The sequence below is a fragment of the Murimonas intestini genome (assembly GCF_024622195.1).
GTDB lineage: Bacteria > Bacillota > Clostridia > Lachnospirales > Lachnospiraceae > Murimonas > Murimonas intestini.
The window spans coordinates 63,952-86,777 of sequence record NZ_JANKBI010000021.1; the positions used below are offsets into that span (position 1 = coordinate 63,952).

Annotated in this window: 19 protein-coding genes; 16 read left to right on the forward strand and 3 right to left on the reverse strand. The window is 43.0% G+C overall.

All coding sequences use genetic code 11. The annotated features are described in order from the left end of the window. Window positions 1-142: 142 nt before the first annotated feature. Complete coding sequence (locus NSB28_RS24910) at window positions 143-997, reverse strand: helix-turn-helix domain-containing protein (protein ID WP_109748612.1); 855 nt, start codon at window positions 995-997, stop codon at window positions 143-145. A gap of 227 nt (window positions 998-1,224) precedes the next feature. Here NSB28_RS24910 and NSB28_RS21870 point away from each other — a divergent pair, with 227 nt between their 5' ends. The 4 genes from NSB28_RS21870 (at window position 1,225) to NSB28_RS21885 (ending at window position 6,321) form a co-directional block, all read left to right on the forward strand. Then, window positions 1,225-2,736 carry a sugar ABC transporter ATP-binding protein gene (locus tag NSB28_RS21870; protein WP_109748611.1) on the forward strand — a complete coding sequence of 504 codons (1,512 nt, stop codon included), beginning with the start codon at window positions 1,225-1,227 and terminating at the stop codon, window positions 2,734-2,736. Window positions 2,737-2,738: 2 nt separating this feature from the next. After that, window positions 2,739-3,743, forward strand: a complete 1,005-nt coding sequence (locus tag NSB28_RS21875) for an ABC transporter permease (protein WP_109748610.1) — start codon at window positions 2,739-2,741, stop codon at window positions 3,741-3,743. Beyond that, complete coding sequence (locus NSB28_RS21880; RefSeq protein ID WP_109748609.1) at window positions 3,743-5,005, forward strand: ABC transporter permease; 1,263 nt, start codon at window positions 3,743-3,745, stop codon at window positions 5,003-5,005. Before NSB28_RS21875 ends, NSB28_RS21880 begins: the two co-directional genes overlap by 1 nt. A gap of 65 nt (window positions 5,006-5,070) precedes the next feature. Further along, complete coding sequence (locus tag NSB28_RS21885) at window positions 5,071-6,321, forward strand: substrate-binding domain-containing protein (RefSeq protein WP_109748608.1); 1,251 nt, start codon at window positions 5,071-5,073, stop codon at window positions 6,319-6,321. A gap of 138 nt (window positions 6,322-6,459) precedes the next feature. Here the strand turns inward: NSB28_RS21885 and NSB28_RS21890 are convergent, their stop codons facing one another. Next, the gene (locus NSB28_RS21890; protein WP_187374400.1) at window positions 6,460-7,242 is read right to left on the reverse strand and encodes a DeoR/GlpR family DNA-binding transcription regulator; all 783 of its coding nucleotides are present in this window, start codon (window positions 7,240-7,242) and stop codon (window positions 6,460-6,462) included. 416 nt (window positions 7,243-7,658) lie between these two features. Here NSB28_RS21890 and NSB28_RS21895 point away from each other — a divergent pair, with 416 nt between their 5' ends. From NSB28_RS21895 to rhaM, 8 genes are all read left to right on the forward strand, one after another. Next, the gene (locus NSB28_RS21895; RefSeq protein WP_109748606.1) at window positions 7,659-8,960 is read left to right on the forward strand and encodes an ABC transporter substrate-binding protein; all 1,302 of its coding nucleotides are present in this window, start codon (window positions 7,659-7,661) and stop codon (window positions 8,958-8,960) included. 116 nt (window positions 8,961-9,076) lie between these two features. Next, window positions 9,077-10,567 (forward strand): FGGY-family carbohydrate kinase, encoded by a 1,491-nt coding sequence (locus tag NSB28_RS21900; RefSeq protein ID WP_109748605.1) that lies wholly within the window; start codon window positions 9,077-9,079, stop codon window positions 10,565-10,567. Beyond that, on the forward strand, window positions 10,548-11,870 hold the full coding sequence (locus NSB28_RS21905; protein ID WP_392391519.1) for an alpha-L-fucosidase: 1,323 nt from the start codon (window positions 10,548-10,550) through the stop codon (window positions 11,868-11,870). The genes NSB28_RS21900 and NSB28_RS21905 overlap by 20 nt, the downstream gene beginning before the upstream one ends. A gap of 3 nt (window positions 11,871-11,873) precedes the next feature. Beyond that, window positions 11,874-12,752 carry a carbohydrate ABC transporter permease gene (locus NSB28_RS21910; RefSeq protein WP_109748603.1) on the forward strand — a complete coding sequence of 293 codons (879 nt, stop codon included), beginning with the start codon at window positions 11,874-11,876 and terminating at the stop codon, window positions 12,750-12,752. Window positions 12,753-12,767: 15 nt separating this feature from the next. Continuing rightward, window positions 12,768-13,595, forward strand: coding sequence for a carbohydrate ABC transporter permease (locus NSB28_RS21915; protein ID WP_109748602.1), 828 nt, complete (start codon window positions 12,768-12,770; stop codon window positions 13,593-13,595). 50 nt (window positions 13,596-13,645) lie between these two features. Next, a complete protein-coding gene (gene ulaG, locus NSB28_RS21920; protein ID WP_109748601.1) occupies window positions 13,646-14,704 on the forward strand; it encodes an L-ascorbate 6-phosphate lactonase in 1,059 nt (352 codons plus the stop codon). 11 nt (window positions 14,705-14,715) lie between these two features. Then, the gene (locus NSB28_RS21925) at window positions 14,716-15,777 is read left to right on the forward strand and encodes a hypothetical protein (protein WP_109748600.1); all 1,062 of its coding nucleotides are present in this window, start codon (window positions 14,716-14,718) and stop codon (window positions 15,775-15,777) included. 69 nt (window positions 15,778-15,846) lie between these two features. Then, a complete protein-coding gene (gene rhaM, locus NSB28_RS21930; RefSeq protein WP_187374399.1) occupies window positions 15,847-16,158 on the forward strand; it encodes an L-rhamnose mutarotase in 312 nt (103 codons plus the stop codon). Window positions 16,159-16,235: 77 nt separating this feature from the next. Here rhaM and NSB28_RS21935 read toward each other — a convergent pair whose 3' ends face one another. Then, a complete protein-coding gene (locus tag NSB28_RS21935; protein WP_109748598.1) occupies window positions 16,236-16,559 on the reverse strand; it encodes a helix-turn-helix domain-containing protein in 324 nt (107 codons plus the stop codon). 252 nt (window positions 16,560-16,811) lie between these two features. Here NSB28_RS21935 and NSB28_RS21940 point away from each other — a divergent pair, with 252 nt between their 5' ends. Genes NSB28_RS21940 through NSB28_RS25255 form a run of 4 tightly spaced genes read left to right on the forward strand, consistent with a single transcriptional unit; the run spans window position 16,812 to window position 22,756 of the window. Then, on the forward strand, window positions 16,812-17,216 hold the full coding sequence (locus tag NSB28_RS21940; RefSeq protein WP_109748597.1) for a hypothetical protein: 405 nt from the start codon (window positions 16,812-16,814) through the stop codon (window positions 17,214-17,216). Between the two features lie 40 nt (window positions 17,217-17,256). Beyond that, a complete protein-coding gene (locus tag NSB28_RS21945; protein WP_109748596.1) occupies window positions 17,257-19,194 on the forward strand; it encodes a dynamin family protein in 1,938 nt (645 codons plus the stop codon). A 21-nt stretch (window positions 19,195-19,215) separates the two neighbouring features. After that, window positions 19,216-20,757: a P-loop NTPase family protein gene (locus NSB28_RS21950; RefSeq protein ID WP_109748595.1), complete on the forward strand. Its 1,542-nt coding sequence runs from the start codon at window positions 19,216-19,218 to the stop codon at window positions 20,755-20,757. 16 nt (window positions 20,758-20,773) lie between these two features. Next, on the forward strand, window positions 20,774-22,756 hold the full coding sequence (locus NSB28_RS25255) for a dynamin family protein (RefSeq protein WP_109748594.1): 1,983 nt from the start codon (window positions 20,774-20,776) through the stop codon (window positions 22,754-22,756). The last annotated feature ends 70 nt before the right edge of the window (window positions 22,757-22,826 follow it).

Consider the following 22,826-nt stretch of genomic DNA (forward strand, 5'->3'; position numbering starts at 1 on the left):
AAATAAAAATAAAAAAAGAAGAACAGCTGCAGGCAGAAATCTTTCAGATAAAATTGCCCGGGCTGTTCTTCTTTTTTAATGCCGGCATATAATATATGTTATAGCGTATCTTTCATGGACAAGCAGGGGCGTGCAGTCCAGATCAGAAGTTCTTCCTGTACTCGCTGGGAGTCATATGCATGGATTTTTCAAATGCGCGGCTGTAGGTCAGCGGATTTTTATAACCCACAGACGCGGCTACGGCATTAATTGACAGCTTTGAATATGTGAGGAGCTCTTTTGATTTATTGACACGGAACTCGCTCACATACTGATGGATGGTTATTCCCATATGATCCTTAAAAAGTTTACAGAAATAATATTTGGAAAAGCTGACCTCATTGCAGATCGTATCGATATCAAGATCATTTTTATAATTGTGCTCTATGTATTTAAGGCACTGGTTAATAACAGTTTCCTGCACAGGAGTGATGGCCTTTGTTTTGAGTATATTATAGGATATATTGTAAAGCTCGAAGAAAATATTATGTATGATCAGGCTGGCTCTCATATCAGTATACAGTTCTTTATTAAAGTTCAGGTCTGCAGCTTCAATAAAATAGTCAAGTATTTTATTCAGAGGACTTCCCGGCAGGACACTGGAGCTGTTTCGGATCAGGTTATAATAGAGCTTGGCATGTGATCCCCTGACAATTATGTAAAAGAATTCCCAGTTCTTAGTTGCCCGGGTAAATATCAGAGGAGTGTTGCAGGCGGATATAATAATATTGTCCTGATGGATGAACTGGGTAGTCTGGTTCTTGGTAAACCGGACAACACCTGAGACAGGATAGAGCAGCAGGATATCTGAAAAATTATTTGTGTTTCCAAGCACGAACTTTCTTTCATTACAGTAACCGCATTCTTTTATGTAAAAGGGCAGACTTTCAGTTTGAGAAGTACATTTATTCACTTTTTTGAAATAGTCATCCGGAAAGATACGTTTTGGTAGTTTCACTAGAAAATCCTCCTGTTTTGTTCTAAATTCGTCAAAAATGCATGGGGGTTGTAAAAGTGTATAATTATTATAACATTTTTGTGTTTGAATGGCAATTATGTTCAAAAAAACAAGTTTCTATACCGTAAAAACAATTTTTGATATTGATTACATGTAAAATTTGCGTATTATGGATTTATGAGCGAACACGAAAAACGTGTAAACGAAGGGGAAAGGAGAAAAAAAGGATGAGTGATTATATCCTGGAGCTGAAAGATGTAGTAAAAACATTCGGTGGTGTAACAGCCTTGAACGGTGTTCATTTTCAGCTGAAGAAAGGTGAGATACATGCTCTGATGGGTGAGAACGGAGCAGGAAAATCAACTTTCATTAAAGTCATAACGGGTGTGCATCAGCCGGACAGCGGCGTCATGCTTCTGGAAGATGAGAAGATAACATTGCGTTCTACAGCAGATTCAGCTAAATTAGGCATCGCAGCTATATACCAGCATGTAACAGCATTCCCTGATCTGTCTGTAACTGAAAATATATTTATGGGTCAGGAAATTAAAAACAAGATAGGTCTGTATGACTGGAAGACAATGACAAAGAGGGCAAAAGAACTGATAGAGCCTCTTTCTCAGGAAATAGATGTAAATAAACCCATGGGCACCTTAAGTGTTGCACAGCAGCAGCTTGTGGAGATTGCAAAAGCACTGTCAAGAGATGCCAGGATCCTGATCATGGATGAGCCTACCGCTTCCCTTACCAGGACAGAGTGCGAGCAGCTTTACCAGATAGCTGAACGTCTGAGGGATGAAGGCGTATCCATCATATTTATAACACATAAGTTTGAAGATATGTACAGGCTGGCCTCAAGGGTCACTGTATTCCGTGATTCACAGTACATAGGAAGCTGGGACGTGGACAAGATCTCTAACCAGAAGCTGATAGCTGAGATGGTAGGGCGTGAGCTCAGCCAGATGTACCCGGAGAAAACAGCAAAAATTGGAGAGGTAGTTCTGGAAGTTAATAATATTTCAAAAGAGGGCTACTTTAAAAACATATCCTTTAATGTCAGAAGGGGTGAGATACTTGCTCTGACAGGTCTGGTGGGTGCAGGTCGTACAGAAGTTTGCCAGACTATATACGGAATCATGAATCCTGACAGCGGCAGTATCAAGCTGAAAGGGAAAGAAGTGAAGATAGGCAGTCCTGTGGATGCTCTGGCACACGGGATTGGGCTTCTGCCGGAAGACAGGCAGATACAGGGGCTTGTAAATGAGCTGCCCATATACCAGAATGTTTCATCTGCAGTTATGAAGAAGTTTACGAAAAACGGGATCATTCTCCAGCAGGAGGAGGAAGAAAAGAATGCGATCGAGCTTTGCCAGAAGATTCAGCTGAAAGCTAAGGATATCAGCGCGCCGCCTTCCTCTCTGTCAGGAGGTAACCAGCAAAAGGTAGTATTTGCAAAGCTGTTAAGCTGTGATTTAAAGGTATTGATCCTGGATGAGCCTACCAAGGGTATTGACGTTGGAGCAAAATATTCTATTTATGAGATCATGAACGAGCTGGCTGCCAGCGGATACGCCATTATCATGGTATCGTCAGAAATGCCGGAGGTTCTGGGTATGGCAGACCGCATTGTGGTTATGAAGTCAGGACGTGTGACCGGCGAGTTTGAGAGTGAGGGAACGACCCAGGAGATGATCCTGGAAGCTTCACTGAAGCATAAAGAAGAGAGGGAGGATAACTGATCATGAAGGAACAGAAAACTTCAGTTTTTAAAAAAATCACAGGAAACAGAAACTTCGGACTTCTGGTCGGTTTTGTAGTTCTGCTTATAGTTGCTGCAATCATCACACCTTCTATGTATTCCATGAATTCTATTATGAACATGCTCCGCAATAATGCAGTTTATGCACTGCTGGCAGTAGGTTCCATGATGGTTATCATCACAGGCGGCATTGACCTGTCCGTGGCATCCACCCTGAGCTTGGCAGGCGTTATCTGCTCCTCACTTATGAGCAGCAATATGGAAGTCCCCACATTTGTATGGGTGCTTTTAGGTCTTGGGATAGGTATTGTATGCGGCGCCTTTAATGGTTTCCTTGTGGGATATTTAAAGATGGTCCCCATCATAGCTACCCTGGGTACAATGTATATTTTCCGCGGGTTTGCCTTTCTGGCAAGCGGAGGAAAATGGTGGTTTCCCCATCAGTTCACAGAAGGATACGCCAATTTTGCAGGAGGCAGGTTCCTGGGAATCTACAATATACTCTGGATCGTGATCATTGTATTTATTCTGGCAGGGATTTTCCTGGGCTATACGGCTCCGGGCAGAAGAATCTACGCCATAGGAACTAACAAAGAATCCGCACAGGTAGCCGGTATTAAAGAAGCAAAGGTTACATTCCTTGCATTCGTTATTTCGGGCGCACTTGCAGGACTTTCAGGAATGCTGTACACAGCGAATTACTCTATCTGTTACTATGGAATGGGTGAGAGCTATGAGATGACAGCAATCGCTATCTGTATCCTGGGCGGTGTAAGCATAACCGGCGGAAAAGGCAAGATCGACGGTGTCATCATAGGCTTTCTGATGATGAGTGTTATCACCTACTTTATCAGCCTTCTTCCGGGGCTGAGTGTATGGCAGGATGCTATACAGGGGGCGATCATTATTGTGGCAGTTGCCATCAATATCTTCACTGAGAGAGCCGTTGAAAAACGAGTCTTAAAGGAAAGGGGTGCTTTAATCTGATGAGTGGAGAAACAAAAGTACCTGTTAGAGATTTAGCGGTAAAAGAAAAATTTAAATTATCAAAGTTCCTGGTAAAATGGGAAATGATCCTCATTTACATACTGGTGCTGATAAATATAGTTTTAATAGTTGCAAAACCGGGCCTTTATTTTACAAATGGTACGATACAGTCTATTATCCAGTCGGGAATGGACCTGTCACCGCTTGTACTGGGCATGATATTCATACTGATGCTGGGGGATATTGATGTATCCGTGGCATCCACTATGATCGTGGCTTCTATGGCAACAGGGCTTTCAATGGATGCGGGGCTCCCAATGTTCCTCTGTGTTGTACTGGGACTGATTGCGGGTGCAGCCTGCGGCGCATTTAACGGATATCTTGTAGCATATATAAAGATGCCGGCCGTTATTGTTACAATTTCAACCTCTATGCTTTTCAGAGGTATTGTAAAGATTATAATGGATGTCAATGTCCTGAAGAATTTCCCGTCCTTCTATACCCAGCTGGCCTGGACAAACATAGCGGGAATACCTGTATCCCTGATTATCTTCCTGCTGATATCAGTAGTATTTATGCTGATACTGCACCGTTCCACTTTTGGGCGGAAGCTTTACATCATAGGAAATAATCCTACAGTTGCCACTTACTCAGGAATTAATGTAGAAAAGACTAAAATGATTGTTTTTATCCTTATGGGCTTTATGGCAGGCGTTGCATCCATCTTCTTCGTAGGACGTATGGGCGGCGGCGTCAGCTCCACAATGGGTACGGGATATGAACTGGATGCCATCGCAATCTGTGTTCTTGGCGGAGTGTCCACAAACGGCGGTAAGGGAAAAGTATATGGTCCTGTAATCGGTACTCTTATAATGGCTTTCCTCATCTATACATTGGGACTTATGAATGTAGATGCTAACTCCAGAAAGATCCTGACCGGTTTCATCCTGATAATTGCAGTACTTATCCCGAATGTGAATAAGCAGCTTGTGGCGGCAATTAAATTAAAACTTTTCTATGCCAACAATAAAAATATCGAGGCAGTCAATATAAAGGCTGCAGAAGAAATAAAAAATTACAGAGACATGATAACAGCTGCAAAGAAGGATGCTAAGATGAGCGAATCTGATAAAGCTGCTAAAGTCAAAAAATATGAAGAAAAGATAGTCTCTGTAAAAGCTAAATGTAAAGAGCAGACAGCAGTTTTAAAATCAGAATTAAAAGAAGATGCCAGAAAGGCAAAACAGAGGTTTTCAAATTAACAAATATAAACAATACAAGGGTATTGCTTATATAAATCAAAAAATAAAACAATGGAGGGTTTAACATGAAGAAGTTCAAAAAATTCGTAGCGCTTGGACTTAGCGCAGCAATGGCAGCATCAGCATTGGCAGGATGCAGCACAACAAAGACAACGACTACTGAAGCAAAAACTGAAGCAAAGACAGAAGCTAAGGGCGATGCAGCCACAGAAGCAGCAGCTGGAGAGACAAAGGCAGAAGAGACTAAAGCAGCAGGCGGAAGCTCCTCATCAGATTCTATGGAAGGCGCTCATGTATTTATGTTCAAGAGTACAGGAAATACATTCGGCGACCTGATGTTTGAGGGATTTAATGAGTATATGGAAGGTGAAGGCCAGAAGGCTGTATACAAGAGCCCGGCTGAGACAACAGTGGCAGCTCAGGTTCAGCTTTTAGACGAGCTGATCACACAGAAGGTGGCTTCTATCACTATTTCCACAAATGGAGATGCAGGATATGATGAAGTATTTAAGAAAGCAAAAGAAGCAGGCATTCCAATTACTTCCATCGACTCAGAAGCTAACCCTGAGTATCGTGTGACACATATTAACCAGGCAGAGACTCAGGATATCGGTTCTTACCTGGTACAGGCAGCAGTCCTTATTACATTAGGCGTTGATTATCCGGAAGACGGAGACATGAAAGCAGCAGTAGAAAAAGAACTGGGCAGCTATACAGGCGATGAGATCAAACTGGGCGTCCTTTCAGCTTCTATTGACACACCTGTACAGAACAGCTGGATCGCAGCTATGGAAACAGAACTTGCTGATCCTGTATATTCAGGAAAAGTAAGCCCGGATCTCGATAAGAAATACGGCAATGATGACTTAACAGAGTCAACAACACAGGCACAGGCATTTATCGCTGAGAATAAAGTAGACTGCATCATTTCCCCGACAACAGTTGGTATCGCAGCAGCAGGTAACTCTTTAAAATCTGCTAACAGCGAAATCAGGCTTACAGGTCTTGGTCTGCCTTCAGAAATGCAGTCCTTCATGCCAAAGACAGCTGAAGACAACGCATTTGATTATGTCTGCCCATACATGATGCTGTGGGATGTTATCCACTTAGGCGCAGTTTCAGCAGCTTCCACACTGGCTACACTGGATGGAACATTTGACGGAAAAGTAGGATCTTCCTTCACAATGAAAGCGTTCCGTGACTATCCGGAAGAAAAATACGAAGCATACCAGAGCGGAGACGGAACAGCAGTCCTGGCTGGAACACCGTATATCTTCTACAAAGGCAACATGACAGAGTGGGTTGGCAAACTGTAAAAATATTTAAAAATAAAGGGTTTTCCATCCTGATACAGGGGTGGAAACCATATAAAAAGACCTCTTGTGAGCGGGGAGAATATTCCCCGGCACAAGAGGTCTGATATTTTAAATCTATCCCTGGGGGCAGTTTAAGTTTTATACATTAATAATAATGACTCTGACTCCCTTTTCTCTTATCTTATCAAGTTCAGCAGCATTTGCACCGGAATCTGTAATAAGGATGTCTATCCTGCTGATATCAATACTTATAAAATCATAAGTCCGCCCTATCTTTGAACCATCTGCAACAACTATGACAGGACCATGGCAGTTCTTTACCATCATATCATTGATAGCTGTCTCCTGATGGATAGAAGTAGTAGTACCGCTCTCAGCGCTGATCCCGTTTACACCGAGAATGCAGATATCAGCAAGCACGTTGCCAACCATAGTGACAGCCTGATCTCCAATAAGGGATTTTGAGCGGCACCGGCATTCTCCTCCTGTCAGTATAAGTTCTATTTTATCATTGTAAATCTTAGTGGGGGCCAGAGCGTTATTTGTTATTATGCGTACATTCTTTTCATTGAGGTATTTCAGGGCGGCCAGGGTAGTTGAACCGGAATTCAGGAAGACAGTTGATCCATTTTCCACAAGATGGGCGGCTTCCCTTCCGATGGCGTTCTTCTGTGCCTCATGCCTGACACCTTTCTCTTCAAATGCCACGTCATTCTCAGGTTTTACCTTTTTTATCCTGGCGCCCCCGTGAAAACGCTCTAACAATTTCTGGTTTTCAAGTTCGTTCAAATCTCTTCTCACAGTTATCTCAGATACATCCAGATGGCGGCAAAGGTCAGAAACACGGGCCGTATTATGTTCTTTCAGATAATCTAATAATTTTTTCTGACGCTGGGAAATAGCTTCCCTGGTTTGATTCATAACAATCCCCCCTGGTACATTTATAGTTAATTCCATAATTTACTTATTTTCATTATACACGAATATATAATCGCTTGCAATAATTAAATGAACGATTATGTGAAATAAATGATTGAAAATAATGATACAGGCATGATGTGAGATATATAACGTAAAAAAAATGATGAAAAATAAGTTTTAAAATCATAATATATAATTATATATGCAAAATATAATGTTTGAATTAAGATATAACGAACAAATAAATGAATTTTATGATTGAAAAACTGTGAAATTGCTCTAAAAAACAGTGGGATAATTGGAAAAAATTATCATTGAAACAAATATTAGAATGATATATAATCGAATTAATCAATTAAAAGATTGCAACATGGTAAAAACAAACAATTAATGGTTGGGAGAAGGAGGACAAAAAGATGTACAAAAGAAGTAAGAAAATCATGGCTATGGTGATGAGCGCGGCAATGGTACTTTCCATGACAGCTGTAACCAGGGCAGAGGCAGCAGACAAGAAGGATAATATAGAGATCCGTCTGGCATCAAGATGGGGTGGAGAAGAGCCGCTGTCTGTATATTTCCAGCAGAAAATTGAGGAATTTAATGCTCTGGATAATGGAATTACCATAGTAGGTGATCACGTAACAGATGAACAGCAGTATCTGGATAAGTTAAGCGCCCAGATCGGTTCAGGCACACAGCCGGAGATCTTTATCGAATACGGCGGAACAAGAATACAGGACTATGTGGAGAGCGGCATTCTTCTGGATCTGAAGCCTTATCTGGATGCAGACCCTGAGTGGAGGGATTCCTTCCTGCCTCTGTTTGACAAATGGGAATTTGATGACGGAGTTTATGGAGTACCTGTTATGCTTTATGCAATTGTGCTGTATTCCAACACTGATGTTTTAAAGGCTAACGGACTGGAAGTTCCTCAGACATTTGAAGATTTGGAAAAATGCTGTGAGACATTAAAGGCAAATGGAATCAATCCGTTTATGTTAGGTGAACAGAGCAACTTCAGGGCAGGACATTTCCTGAATAACATTGCTTTAAAAACATATGGTCCTGATGTAGTGACTAAGCTTGCCGACAGGACAATGCCGTATGACGGTGAAGAAATGTTAGGTTTGTACCAGACAATAAAAGATTTTAATGATAAGGGCTATTTTGGAGATAATGCTGTAGGTGTTGACAATAATGGTGAAAAGGCAGCGTTCCTGTCAGGGGAAAGCGCTTTCAGGTATGACGGCGCCTGGTTTGTTTCTGAAGTAAACGGATCTGCAGTAGATGGAAAAGTACAGGTATCTGCCTTCCCAAGCATAAACGAAGAATATAAAAATGTTTTCCAGGGCGGAGCAGGACAGGGCTTCTCTGTCACAGATACAGGAGATAAGGAAAAAAATGATGCAGCAATTGAAGTAGTTAAATATCTGACATCACAGGATTACTACAGGGGACTTGAAAAAGCTTCTAACGGAGGCATCTATCCTGTAAAATTTGAATCAGATCCTGACACAGTTATTGATGATCTGACAAAACAGGTAAAAGAAGTTATTGAACCTGCTACAGATTACAGAGATGATATGCAGAATTATGATCCGGAAACACATATGCTCAATACTGTAAGAACAGCGCTTCAGGGCTTGTTTGTAGGCAATACCCCAGAGCAGTGCGGAGAAGAGATCGTCAATGCAGAGGAGATCACAGAGCCTCAATAAAGGCTGTGAAAGTCAGGGGGAAAATAATCCTGTAATTATGTAAAACTAAGAGGTGGTTAAGAAGGGGATGACCGGCTTGACCGCCTCTTAACAGTAAAGGGAAGGAAGAAAGACTTTTGAACATATGTGTTCTGGATATAGGGACTACAAGTACCAGAGGAATTGTATATGACGAGAAAATGGTGATGATAGGCAGCCATCAGGTCAGGACGGGCCCTGTATATCTGGATTCTGTCAGAGTGGAACAGAATCCGGATATATGGGAAAAGGCAATCAATGAAATTTTCGCAGTACTCAGGCAGAATAAAGTGACGTACAGTGCGATCGTTGTAACAGCCCAGCGGTCATCTGTGATACCTGTAGACAGAGAAGGAAAAGCGCTGGCGGACGCAGTTATGTGGCAGGATAAGAGGACAGAGGCATATTGCAGGAGTCTGGATCAATATGAAGATGTTGTTTATGCCAGGACAGGGCTTCGCATCAGGCCTATATATGCGGCCCCTAAGATGGCGTGGTTTATGGATAACAGGAAGAGCATACATAAAAGAGTCTGGAAATACATGGTGATACCTGATTATATCATCTATCTGCTCACAGGGGAGGCAGTTACTGACCACACTTACGGGAACAGGACATTGCTGATGGATATGGAGAAAGGCCGGTGGGATGAAGAGCTTCTGGATATTTTTCATTTGGATGAGAGATATCTCTGCAGGCTTATAGAACCGGGAAGCCTGTGCGGATTTACCAGGGAGGGGATTCCTGTATATTCTGCGGGAGGGGACCAGCAGTGTGCCGCTCTCGGACTTGGGGTAATGAAAAGCGGGGATGCGGAGATAACCCATGGAACAGGCTCATTTCTGATGGCGGGGACTGACAGTCCTGTCTATGACAGCAGCAGAAAAATCTCATGTAATGTCTCTGCTGTTCCGGGAAAATATCTGCTGGAAGCGTCAGTGATGACAACAGGTATTCTATATGACTGGTTCCGAGAAAATTTTTATGAGGGCATGCCTGATTATGAAAGGATAAACAGTGATGTCATACAGTCACAGCCGGGAGCAGGAGGAGTTATCATGCTTCCCCATTTTCAGGGATCAGGTTCACCGGACTGGAACGTAGATGCAAAGGGGATATTCTTTAACCTGTCGCTAAAGACAAAAAGAAGAGATATGGCCAGGGCTGTGCTGGAAGGTATAGCTGTGGAGGTGGACAGAAGCATACACAGGGTAGAAGATCTTGCGGGAGATATTAAATACATAACAGTTTCAGGCGGCTTAAGCGCTTTGAAGGAGTTTAACCAGCTGCAGGCAGATATCTATAATAAAGAGATCGTCAGCTACGGGGATTCACAGGCGACTGCCGCAGGTGCATGGATATCCTGTTCAGTATCTGCCGGGCTGTACAAAAGTTTTGAAGAAGCAGCAGATATAGCAGCGGGAAGCAGGCAGAAAAACAGCTTTCTGCCATGCAGGGAAAACAGGGAATGTTATGAAGCGGTTAAAAGACGTTCCAATAGTCTGTACAGCGCACTGAAAGATCATGGAATATATTCAGAATTTAAAGAAGAGGAGAATATAAATGGGAATCAGGGAAGAGAGAGATAAAAGAGTAAAATGGTTTATGAATGACCGCTTTGGAATGTTTATCCACTGGGGATTATATTCTATACCGGCAGTGGGAGAATGGAAGCGTTCATATGAAAGAATCTCTTTAGAAGAATATGATAAATATTTTGATGCTTTTAATCCTGTGGATTATGATCCGGAGAAATGGGCCAGGCTGGCTAAGGGAGCCGGAATGAAGTATGCGGTTCTTACCGTAAAACACCATGAGGGATTTTGTTTATTTGATTCACAGTATACTGATTTTAAGGCGACAAATACAAAGTGCGGCCGTGACCTGGTAAGAGAATACGTAGATGCATTCAGAAAAGAAGGACTCAAAGTAGGCCTCTATTATTCTCTTTTTGACTGGCATCATCCGGATTATCATCATTATGGTGATTTGTACCATCCGATGAGGGACAATGAAGAATTTAAAGACTACAAATACGATATTAACAGATATCTGGAATATATGCATAACCAGGTGAGAGAGCTCTGCACAAATTATGGGAAGATAGATTTATTCTGGTTTGATAATTCATATGGGGATATGGTAGGCGAAAAGTGGAAAGCAACAGAGCTGATCACTATGATGAGGAAACTTCAGCCGGAGATGGTGATCAATAACCGTCTGGAATGTAATGCTTCAGCCAAAGGCAGCATTGGAACATCAAACCCAACAGTTTATGCAGGGGATTTTGTGGCGCCGGAGCAGATCATTCCGCCCCAGGGGATACTGGATGACGAGGGGATGCCTCTTCCGTGGGAAGCCAGCTGTACCATGAATAACAATTGGGGATATGTGACAAACCCCAATAATTATAAAACAGCTAAATGTCTGATCAGAAAGCTTGTGGAGTGCGTCAGCAAGGGGGGCAATTTTCTTGTTAATGTGTCTCCGGATGCCAGAGGGCGTATACCTTCACAGTCTGAAAAAGTGCTGCTGGAAATAAAGGAATGGTTTGAAGAAAATGAGGACTCAATTGTAGGATGCGGAAAAGCTGCTCTGGAAAAACCTGAGTGGGGTTATTATACGCAGAAAGGGAATAAAATCTATGCTCATCTGTTTGAGCAGAATATAGGTCCTATTCCGCTAAAAATAGAGACATCCAGGATTAAAAGGATCACCAGCCTTCATGATATGAGTGAAGTTATGATAGTAACTCCATGGGTGACAGAATTATTTCCGGATTATACATTTATTAATTTTCAGGAGCCGCCGCAGGGGACATTTCCTCTGCAGAACGAGATAGATACAGTACTCGAAATAGAACTTAACGGAGAGGAAGAAAGGCAGGGGTGATAAATGGGAAAGAAAACAGGTAGATTAGTATGGTCCATTCTTTTTCTGGTGCCTGCCCTCACATTATTTTGTGTATTTCTGCTGAACCCTATTATCCAGGCAGTTATAATGTCATTTTACAAATGGAAGGGAATAGCAGGGGCGCCCATGACATTTGTAGGCATTAATAATTATATCTCAGTCATGAAGTCAGGTACGTTCTGGCTGTCTCTGAGAAACAGTCTGTTTTTCATGATAGGCGGATTTGTGGTGCTCATGCCGCTGGCGTTTGTTCTAGCGTATATTGTCACATCCAAGATAAAGGGAGTGCGGTTTTTCAAGACGGCTTATTATATTCCTGTCATGCTGCCTGTAACAGCAGTCGGTCTGATGTGGGTCTATATACTTCAGCCAAACTGGGGCCTTTTAAATACTGTGCTGAAATCAGTGGGGCTTGAGCAGCTTGCCATTAACTGGCTGGGCACCCAGACTGTGAATGTAATATCAGTAGTTTTAGTAAACGAGTGGATTTTTGCCGGTTTTAACATGCTGATATTTGCGGCAGGCCTTATTGCCATTCCTTCTGAAATCTATGAATCAGCCATTATTGACGGGGCAAATAAGGGCCAGTCACTCAGGTATATTACAATACCCATGATGAAGGAATCCTTTAAGATATTTGCAGTCCTCTGTGTCACCGGATGCCTGAAGACATTCGACCTGATGTTTTCCATGACAGGGGGAGGGCCAAACCATTCTTCAGAAGTGCCTGCCACACTTTTATACAACGAAGCATTCTCTTCCAAGAATTTCGGAAAAGGAAATGCCATCGGGGTGGTTATCCTGATACTGGGGCTGGCTCTCAGCATCGGGCTGAATAAAGCTATGAAATCAGAAGACTAGGGAGGAGGGAAGAAGATGAAAAAAATAAAAATTTCAACTATAGTACTAAATGTTTTTGCGTGGTTCTGGTCAATAGTTACCCTGTATCCTCTTTTAGTTACCTTCCTGTCTTCTTTAAAGGATAATGAGGAGATATTCGGGAACATGTTTGCACTGCCTACAAAAATGATATGGCAAAATTACGCAGACGCACTGTTCTCTGCAAATATGATACGGTCAATAGGAAATTCACTTTTTCTTGCAGCCCTGACTACAGTATGCGTTGTTCTTGTAGGTATGCTGGCAGCTTATATTCTGGCAAGGCAGAAGTACTTTTTTGTAAAGCCTGTATATATGCTGTTCCTGCTGGGGGTTATGGTCCCTATCCACACAACCATAATACCGATATCTAAAATAGCCGCGTCTATGAAAGGCTATGACACGTACTGGATGCTGATCCTTGTATACACTACATTCCAGCTGGCCCAGGCAATCTTTCTTATGACAGGTTATATAAAGGGAGTGAGCAGCGAGATCGATGAGGCGGCGACAATTGACGGGTGCGGCATGCTGGGAGTGTTGTTCAGGATGATACTTCCTCTGTCAAAGCCTATTATTGCAACTGTGTCCATCATAAGCTTTGTGTATGCATACAGTGAGCTTGTATTTTCTGTCATTTTGCTTTCATCACCAAATAAATATCCTGTATCAAGGAGCCTGATGTATTTCAAGGGGGATTATTCAGCAAGGATGGGCCCCATATTTGCATCTATCATATTGTCGGTGCTTCCTCTTATCATCATATATCTGCTCTTCCATGAGAAGGTCCAGGAAGGAATGATGGCAGGGGCAGTCAAGGGTTAACAATAAAAAAATATACAGCAGAAGAAACTGCAGAGAGTAAGGAGGATGTTATGAGCAAAATAGATGAGATAACAAGAGAAAAATGGATACTGGGAGCCTTTCCTGAATGGGGAACATGGCTGAATGAAGAGATCGACCAGGAGATCGTGAAACCAAATACGGTTGCCATGTGGTGGCTGGGATGTACAGGGATCTGGATCAAGACAGAGAAAAATACTAATATAGCTGTGGATCTGTGGTTTGGAAACGGTAAAAGAACTCAGAAAAATAAATATATGGATGAATACCATCAGATGCGCAATATGACAGGGGGAAGAATGACACAGCCTAATTTAAGGGCAGCGCCTGTTGTATACGACCCCTTCGGTGTGACAAAGGTAGATGCAGTGCTGTCTACCCACTACCATAATGATCATATTGACCCGTTTTTTGCATCGGCTGTTATGAAAAACTGCAGCCCTGACGTGCCATTTATAGGACCGCTGGAAAGTGTAAAGAAGTGGCTGGGATATGGAATACCCAGGGAGCGTTGTATAATCGTAAAGCCGGGTGATACTGTAAAGATCGGGGATGTGGAGATCGTAGTGCTGGATTCTTTTGACAGGACATGCCTGGTGACAGCGGACAAGCCATTGGCTGGTATCTGCCCTACAGATATGGATGAAAAGGCCGTAAACTATCTTTTTAAGACTCCGGGAGGAAATATCTACCACAGCGGCGATTCCCACTATTCTGTCTACTATGCAAAACATGGAAAGGACCATCATATAGATGTGGCCCTTGGCTCTTATGGGGAGAATCCTGTGGGAAATCAGGATAAGATGACATCAGTAGATATACTGAGGATGGCGGAAGCGCTTCAGACAGATGTTGTGATACCCTTCCACTATGATGTATGGACTAATTTCAAAGCTGATCCTGGTGAAATACTGATGCTGTACAACTATAAGAAGCATGTCCTGAATTATAAATTCAGGCCTTTTATCTGGGAAGTGGGGGGGAAATTCACCTACCCGGATGACAGAGAAAAGCTGCAGTACCACTACAGAAGAGGATTTGAGGACTGCTTCACGGATGAGCCAAATGTACCCTACCGCTCTGTATTGTAGGAGGGACTCTTATGAAGGTAGAGAAAAAGACAGTATTTGAGATGGAAAAATGTTATTCCATAGCGCCGCTTTTTTACAGAGGAAAACACCATATGCTGGTGGCGGCAGAGAAGACGGATGACTGTATCATGATGGATATGCAGGGGAATTATGAGGAAACTGTGTGGAAGGGGCCAAGCGGCACAATGTCTATGGTTCAGGTGCCGGATACAGACGGATGGTTCCTGGCTACAAGGGAATTCTACTCTCCAAATGACTCAAAGAAGGCCAGGATCATTCTGTGTAGGCCCGCCCCGGAGGGAGGATGGAAGACATCGGTAATTAAATTTTTGCCTCATGTACACAGATTCGGAATTCTCAGCAGCGGTAAAAAGCATTATCTTATAGCAGCCACTCTGTGTTCCGGGAGAGATTACAAGGATGACTGGTCTTATCCGGGAAAGGTGTATGCGTGTGAACTTCCTGAAGACCTGACAGTCTGCAGTGAGGACAATCAGTTAGAAATGAAGGTATTAAAAGAAGGACTTCTGAAAAACCACGGCTACTACCAGGGAAGTGTGAACGGATCCACATGCGCAGTGATAGCCGCAGAGCAGGGCATCTTTCAGTTTCTTCCGCCAGGAGAGGGCCAGGGAGAGTGGAGGATCAGACAGCTGACAGACCTTCCCGCAAGTGATATGACATTTGCTGACCTGGACGGAGACGGCAGTGATGAAATGGTCACAATTGAACCGTTCCATGGAGACACAGTATGTATTTACAGGGAGGCCGCCAACTCCTATAAAAAAGTATACACGTACAGTGAGAAAGCGGAATTTGCCCATGCCATCTGGGCAGGTATGGTATGCGGCCGGCCATCGGCTTTGATCGGGCACAGGAAGGGCAGCAGGAAGCTTCTCATGTTCTCCTGGCGGTCAGGCGTCCAGGGTGAATTTAAGGCTGATGTGCTGGATACAGATGCGGGAGCGGCAAATGTCCTCTGTTATGAATACGGGGGCAGCACATATATACTGGCAGCCAACAGGGAAACGGACGAAATCGTATTATATAAGGCAGAGGAAGGTGATGCATAGTTGCTTTAAATTGTATGTTGATGTAAAATAACTTATATTAACATATGAGAGCAGAAGGAGGATTTAGTGATGGTAAAGGGATTCAAGATGAAACTCTTCCCGGGTCAGGAGGAAGAATATGAGAGACGCCATAACCTGCTGTGGCCTGAGATGAAGGATATGATCCATGAACATGGCGGAAAAAATTATACGATTTTTCTGGACAGGGAGACACTCACGCTGTTCGGCTATATTGAAATCGAAGATGAAGAGCTGTGGGCAAAGGGTGCAGATACGGCTATCAACAGGAAATGGTGGGATTATATGGCTGATATCATGGAGACAAATCCTGACAACAGCCCGGTGACAATTGACTTGAAGACAGTATTCCATCTGGACTAAATTAAGAGAGAAGAGCGGATCTTTACGGGGATAAAATAAGTTCCTGTAAAGATCCGCTCTTCTTTTGTTCTCATTATTTACGTTTCTCCCAGCCTGCCTTTCATGTAGGCAATGACCAGCTCCTTATCATGGACTGTCATTCTGTTCCAGAGACTCAGACATTTTATCTGATCATCTGTCAGGCCGGAAAAATTCTGGTCAGGCTCAAAAAATTCAGCCATTGAAATGCCAAAGCCCAGACAGAGCTTTTTCAGTGTTGCAATAGTTGGCATATTGGCCTTGTTTATCATAGTGTTTAAAGTGGAGTATGGTATCTCTGAAGCCTTTGCCAGCTGGTACAACGACCATCTGCGTTCCCGGCAAAGCTCATTTATCCTGGAAATCGGGTTAAAATCTTCCATAATTTTTTTCTCTTTTCTAATCTTGCCATATCGGCAGTTATCCTTGGTTATACCGCTTTAACGTTATATCGTGCATTTACTTGAAATTATTATATGGACAATTATTCCCAAAAGGTAGATGTATTAAACCGTCTGAATAGTGACGTTTATACGTTATATACGGAAACAAGTTGGACGGGATAAAAAATCCATGGTTTATTATTAAGCTATCAGCTGTAAAGGCAGCTAAAGGATAAATTAAAGGAGGAAGGAATGAACAGGCGCCGCAGGAAAAAAACAGAAAAGAAAAGAATGCTCTGGAATATGGCTCTCTCAGGAGACAATCTGGCCTTTGCCTGCTGCAGCCTCAGGCTGCGAAAAAGAAAAAAATTAATAGATGACCTTTCTTATGAAGATATACGCAGGGATTTTATGAAAGAGTTTGAGAAGGAAAAGGCCGATATGTACAAGTGTGAGGATCTGTTCTGGCTGCTGTATCTGGGAGATGACAGGCAGCAGAGGATGTGGAGGAAAGAGATGGAGGAGCTTTTTAGAATTTACGAGGGAAGAGATGAAAGAAAGGCGGGAAAATTATCACATTTTTTATACCTGAGGAGAAGGAAATTAAATCTGAATATAACGTATAAACGTTGTAAAAGAATCGGTAATACGATATAATGACATTTATAAACAGACGACAAAGAAAAGAGAGAGGAAAATGTATTCACTAAATAAAATTATTGAATCTACCGGGGAACTGGTCAGTGCGAAGGTTTTTGGTAAAGAACAGAACAGGATATTCCAGGATAATTTTAACAGTATATGGGAAAAACAGCGGGATTCCAAACTTAATATAGCAGTTATAGGAGAATTCAGTTCCGGCAAAAGTACTCTGATTAATACGCTTATACACAGAAATCTTTTAAAAACAGGATTTATGGTGACAACTGCTGCGCCGGCATATCTGTTTAATGGAAGAGAGGACTATCTCTATATATGTGCCGCATTGGCAGACAGAAAGGGCTATTTTATAAAAATATGGGAAGATGGCGGGAAGACTGTGGTGGAAGCATATAAAGAGACAGGCCCCGGCCTGTATAAGACCCTTTCAAAAGACGGAAGGTCCTGGATAGAGTATAACGAGCATCTTCAGTTTCCTGAGAAGCTTGAGGATATACTGGCATACATGACTACCGTGGAGGATGCTGTCAAGAAAATGGAAAAGATAGAAATATTCCTCCCCAGGAACAGCCTTCCTGAAAAAATGGTCATTATAGACACACCGGGAGTTAATCCGGGAAAAAAGGACAGTTCTGAACACGAAATGCGTACCAGGAAGATACTGGAGGATATAGCTGATACGGTCCTTATACTTTTTCCGGCGGATTCTGTGTATACGCAGACATTTGAGGATTTTCTGAATAAGAACGCAGCCAGGTTTATGAAGCATGCTGTGCTGATGATCACTATGATGGACAGGGTACAGGAGGGTGAGAGAGAAGAAATTACTGAGTTTGCACGTGAGAAGATAAAAAATAAATTTCATCTGAAAGATCCCTTCCTGCTTTCGTGCTCAGCCGGAAGGGCAGGTAAAGATGAATACTGGAGAAGTAAGTTTCAGAAAGCAGAAGAACAGCTCATGGACAATCTGAGAAAAAAACGGGAACGTATCCTGGCTGAACGGACTGCAGGGCTGCTGGATAACCTGCTTCAGGAAATGAATAAGACAGTAGATCTGAAGATGGAGGAGATAACCCAAAAAGAGAGCAGGCTGCGTGAAGCGTCTGTACCCAACCTTAGGCGTACCCTGGATGAAAGCTATAAAGAGAGGGAATGGAAAATAAGAGCTGTCAAAAAGCAGTTTAAGAAAAGCCTGTCTGACGATAAGGAGGCCATGAAGGTACAGGCCGTGGCAAAGGTGAGAGAGGAGTTGGCCAAACGAAAGAAAAGGCTGGATATCACAAAGTATGTACAGAACGAAAAAGGATTAAATGCAGCTGTGACGGAAAGCAGTCAGGGAATGATAGGAAGGGCAGAGTACTACTGTGACCTGGCCGGTAAGAAGACTCTGGAGCTGAAAAAAGAACTGGATGAAATTCTCATAAAATATTATGGGACCATAGGGGCAGAAGCAGAAAATGAGGTACAAGGCCGCCATGCCGGATCAGATGTATCAGTGATAAACAGCCTCATTGGAAATGCCATAACTGATGTACAGAAACAGGAAAATAAAAATGCAAATTCAAGAGATAAATGGGCGGCAGGCATTGGAATAGGCGTAGGGCTCATAGTGGGAGGTCCTCTGCTTGCTGTGGGAGGCCTGTTTCTTGGAATAGTGGGAGGAGATTCACTGTTTGTGGAAAGCAGCAGGACAAAAGTCCTGAACAGTTTCTCGGCAGCTCTTCCTGAGATTGCGGATAAAATAGAAGCGCTGCTTATTGAAAATGTGAACAGCGCTGTTACAGAGCAGAGTAACAGACTGGCCGCTTATAAGGATCAGTTAGAGAAGAGGTATCAGTCTGTATACGATCAGATAGTGGGAAATATAGAATCCCAAAAAGCAGCGGTGATGAAGGAAAAAAGTGAAAAGGAGGAAATAAAAGAAGAAATAAGGAGACTGAAAATGAATCTGGAGCAATGGAAAAGAAGCAGATAAGATTGTGAAAGGAGAAATTAAATGGCACAAGAAAAATTTTTTAAAGATCTGGAGAAACTGGCAAAAGATGCCGGATGCAGCGGACTCTGGAAGGAGTTTGAAGAAAAGGCCGGAAAGATCAGAAACGGCAGCAGGAAGCTGATCGCAGTCACAGGGGGTGACAATTCGGGAAAGAGTACACTTATCAACATGCTTATGAAAAAGGACATAGCTCCCGTATCTATGCTGCCTTCAGAGGAAAAGGAGCCTGTTCTGATCCAGGGGGAAGAGAATGACTGGCTGGAGCTGCCATATGAGGTTTATCTGGAAAAGGATAATTTCTATTCTGTTATCTGGGATGTGGACAGTGTGATCTATTTGGTGACGGGGGTGGCGCCAGTATCAGCAGAAGACCTGAAGGCTCTTCAAATATGTATTTCACATGGTATTCCTGTCACGGCGGCAGTGGGAAAGATGGATCTTGTAGAAGAACAGGAAAGAGAAGAGGTACTGGAATACATAAAAGATAACCTGGCACAGATAGGGAACGCACCGGACATCATAATCCTGGATGGTCAGGATAAAAATAAATTAAGAGAAGACCTCCTGGAAAAAACATCTACAGATGAGGAGGACAGGGAGGTCAAAATTTTCCTGATGGGGATATATCTGCTGAAAACGATTGAAGAAAGTCTGGCAGAACAGGGCAGAAAGCTCTCAGAAGAGGAAAAGGAAGATATAAAAGAGCAGGAAAAACAGAAGGATGAGCAGGAGAAGGAACTTCTGGAATGGAGCAGGATACAGACAGAATTAAAAGAGAGGCAGCTGGATCTGACAAAGCAGGCTATGGAACAGGTAAAAAAGGCAGGTGAGCAGGCGGCTGAAAAGCTGGCTGAATCCATGAAGAGGGCATCCTCTAAGAAAGAGTGGTGGTACAGAAGGTTTCCGGCAGAGCTTGACAGGCACAACAGGCTGTATGCAGATGAGATAAATGGTTATCTCTGTAGGACAATAGAGAATGACAGAAAGTGGATCATAGATGAGGCCGAAAAAAAGTTTTCTATAAAATTGAGCCTGACAGATGAACACGGGGAGGCAGAGTTTACTAACCCGGAAGTTGAGGATAACGAGGTAAGTGAAAAATTTGGAAAAAGAAAGAAGCTGGCTATAGGAGCCTTTGCCGTAAGCACTGCCGGGGTGGCCGGGAGCATTTTATTTGCACCTGTGTCTCTGGCAGTGGGAGGGATCATGGCATCAGTGGGCGGCAAATTTCTCGGGGCGGCTGCAGTGCTGGGTACGGGAGCCTGGGCGCTGACAGAAAATATAAATGAAAAAGAACAGCTGGAGGCTCTCACCAAAGAAATAGAGAATCATGTGAATGAGTGTTACCAGCAGAACGCCCAGGCTGTAAAAGAAATGATCAATTATATCTATGAGAGCATGCTGCTGGAAATAAAACAGAACCAGATCGCTCTGGCCAATGATGAAGAAACGGGAAGCAAAGAGCTGGTGAAGAGGCGCAGGGAATTAAACAGCCTCATAAAAAGGTGTGAAGAGCTTCTCGGACATTACGTATCTGAATAGACATGGGGGTAAGAGAATGGATTTTACGAAGTACAAAGAAGAAGTAAGAAAATTAAACGGAATGCTGGACACTCAGGAGGGCATCATAGATTATCTGGGTACCAGGGAGGATCTGCATAAAAAAATAGAAGAGCTGAAGAAGAAAAATTCATCCAACACCTTCAGGATCATGGTTATGGGAGCTTTCAGCTCAGGAAAATCGAGCATGGTAAATGCATTATTAGGTGAAAATATCCTGCCCACAAAAGCTCTGCCGGCCACGGCTATTATTACAATCATACGGTATTCCCAGAATAAGAGCATTACCATTTACCCCAGAAAGGGCAGGTGGAAGGGAGGAGATTCTCCGTTTAATATAGAGCTGAAGGATCTGAAGAAGTACTGCCTTATCAACCATAAGGAGAGCCAGAATGTAAAGGTTGGGGACACCATAGATACTCCCTTTGAAAAGATAGTTGTCACATGGCCCCTTGATATTTTAAAGGATGGAGTGGAAGTGATTGATTCCCCGGGACTCAATGACCCTACAAGCCATGACCAGGTGACAAAGGAATATATTCCTTCAGCAGATGCAATCATTTATTGCATGAGCGCTCTTCACTGTTATACCAAGATAGATAAAGAGACACTGGAGGACTTAAATAACAGGGGATTTGAGATGCCTGTTTTTGTAGTCACTTATTATGATATGCTCATGGGAAACGCGGACGGGGATGAGGAGGAAATACGGGAATTTAAACAGGTTATGACAAGAAACCTGGAACCTCACAGCAGGCTTTTTGAAAAGGAGTATGTAAAGCAGCTGGGACATAACAGCCTCCACATGGTGAGCAACCTGCAGGCCCTCAGGGCAAAACAGAATAATGACATGGAGGAATTAAGAAATTCAGGCTTCAGGGATCTGGAAAGGTATCTGGAAGTATACCTGGCGGAGCTGAAAGGGCTGGAAAAGACCCAGGCTGTCAAGAAGGCCATGAGAGCGGTAAACAAAGAAGCCATACAGACAATTAAGGAATCGCTGAACACTGTAGATATGCCTCTGGAGGAATTCGAGGACAGGATCAGAGCAGTCAGACAAAAGATGGCAAATGCCAAATCCCAGGCGGAGCTGCTGACTAAAAATTTCAATCTGGAACTGGATAATCTTGTGGTGGAAATGCGTCCTGTCATGTCATCCTTTGCAAAGTCTGCATCAGGGCAGCTGGAGGTGTGGAAGAATGAGTATGAATGCTCTGTGGATACAAATATATTTAAGCTTAAACAGACTGCACAGGCAATAACAGATGAATTCAGCAGCTTTATTAACAGAAAGATAGAGAATTATTCTATTGACTGGTCAAAAACTGTATTTGTGCCAAAGCTCAATGAGAAATTAAAGGAAGTGGGGAAAAAGATAGAAAAGCAGGCAATGAATCTGGATAATAACATCACGCAGATCAAGGTGGGACTGAATTTCCAGAAACAGGAGGCAAAATTATCCTCAGGTACATCCAAGACAGCGGCTGTAGTATATGCATTATTCACGGGGGACTGGATGACAGCACTGGTGGGAGGCGTTCTGGGAGGACAGGCAATGGCGCGTACCCTCACATGCCAGTTTGCTGTGGGATTTGCACTTGGGATAGCATCCCTGTTCACCCCTGTGGGGCTGGGGGCATTTATCATAGGCGGCATTGTTGCCATGTTTGCCGGTGTGGGCTGGACTATTGCAAGGATCAAGGATACTGTCTGCAATAAGGTGATCAAAGAGTACAGGAGCCAGCTTACAGGGGCTCAGAAGGAAAAGGAGATCACTGAGAATATGGAGAGACAGCTGAACAAGGAACTGAATAAGCTGAAGGCCGGCATGAGAGAAGCAGCTTTTGGGGATATCAGGCAGATTGAGAATCAGGTAGAGGCAACACTTGATGAAAAGAAGGATATTGAATTTAAGGTAGAAGAGAAGAAACAGTTCCTGAACAGATACCAGAGAATACTGGAAGAAATAGACAAGGTGTAACTATCCGGGAGTCCGGTGAATTTAATAATTTTTCAAGCGCCGTCTGGACTATTCCAGGCGGCGTGATTGT

What these genes read in the sequence shown, in the direction of transcription:
- NSB28_RS21925 (WP_109748600.1), top strand. Translation starts at nt 14,716, where the DNA reads ATGAAGGTAGAGAAAAAGACAGTATTTGAGATGGAAAAATGTTATTCC.
- rhaM (WP_187374399.1), top strand. Translation starts at nt 15,847, where the DNA reads ATGGTAAAGGGATTCAAGATGAAACTCTTCCCGGGTCAGGAGGAAGAA.
- NSB28_RS21945 (WP_109748596.1), top strand. Translation starts at nt 17,257, where the DNA reads ATGTATTCACTAAATAAAATTATTGAATCTACCGGGGAACTGGTCAGT.
- NSB28_RS21915 (WP_109748602.1), top strand. Translation starts at nt 12,768, where the DNA reads ATGAAAAAAATAAAAATTTCAACTATAGTACTAAATGTTTTTGCGTGG.
- NSB28_RS21890 (WP_187374400.1), bottom strand. Translation starts at nt 7,242, where the DNA reads ATGAATCAAACCAGGGAAGCTATTTCCCAGCGTCAGAAAAAATTATTA.
- NSB28_RS21875 (WP_109748610.1), top strand. Translation starts at nt 2,739, where the DNA reads ATGAAGGAACAGAAAACTTCAGTTTTTAAAAAAATCACAGGAAACAGA.
- NSB28_RS25255 (WP_109748594.1), top strand. Translation starts at nt 20,774, where the DNA reads ATGGATTTTACGAAGTACAAAGAAGAAGTAAGAAAATTAAACGGAATG.
- NSB28_RS21870 (WP_109748611.1), top strand. Translation starts at nt 1,225, where the DNA reads ATGAGTGATTATATCCTGGAGCTGAAAGATGTAGTAAAAACATTCGGT.
- NSB28_RS21885 (WP_109748608.1), top strand. Translation starts at nt 5,071, where the DNA reads ATGAAGAAGTTCAAAAAATTCGTAGCGCTTGGACTTAGCGCAGCAATG.
- NSB28_RS21880 (WP_109748609.1), top strand. Translation starts at nt 3,743, where the DNA reads ATGAGTGGAGAAACAAAAGTACCTGTTAGAGATTTAGCGGTAAAAGAA.
- ulaG (WP_109748601.1), top strand. Translation starts at nt 13,646, where the DNA reads ATGAGCAAAATAGATGAGATAACAAGAGAAAAATGGATACTGGGAGCC.
- NSB28_RS21895 (WP_109748606.1), top strand. Translation starts at nt 7,659, where the DNA reads ATGTACAAAAGAAGTAAGAAAATCATGGCTATGGTGATGAGCGCGGCA.
- NSB28_RS21910 (WP_109748603.1), top strand. Translation starts at nt 11,874, where the DNA reads ATGGGAAAGAAAACAGGTAGATTAGTATGGTCCATTCTTTTTCTGGTG.
- NSB28_RS21935 (WP_109748598.1), bottom strand. Translation starts at nt 16,559, where the DNA reads ATGGAAGATTTTAACCCGATTTCCAGGATAAATGAGCTTTGCCGGGAA.
- NSB28_RS21950 (WP_109748595.1), top strand. Translation starts at nt 19,216, where the DNA reads ATGGCACAAGAAAAATTTTTTAAAGATCTGGAGAAACTGGCAAAAGAT.
- NSB28_RS21940 (WP_109748597.1), top strand. Translation starts at nt 16,812, where the DNA reads ATGAACAGGCGCCGCAGGAAAAAAACAGAAAAGAAAAGAATGCTCTGG.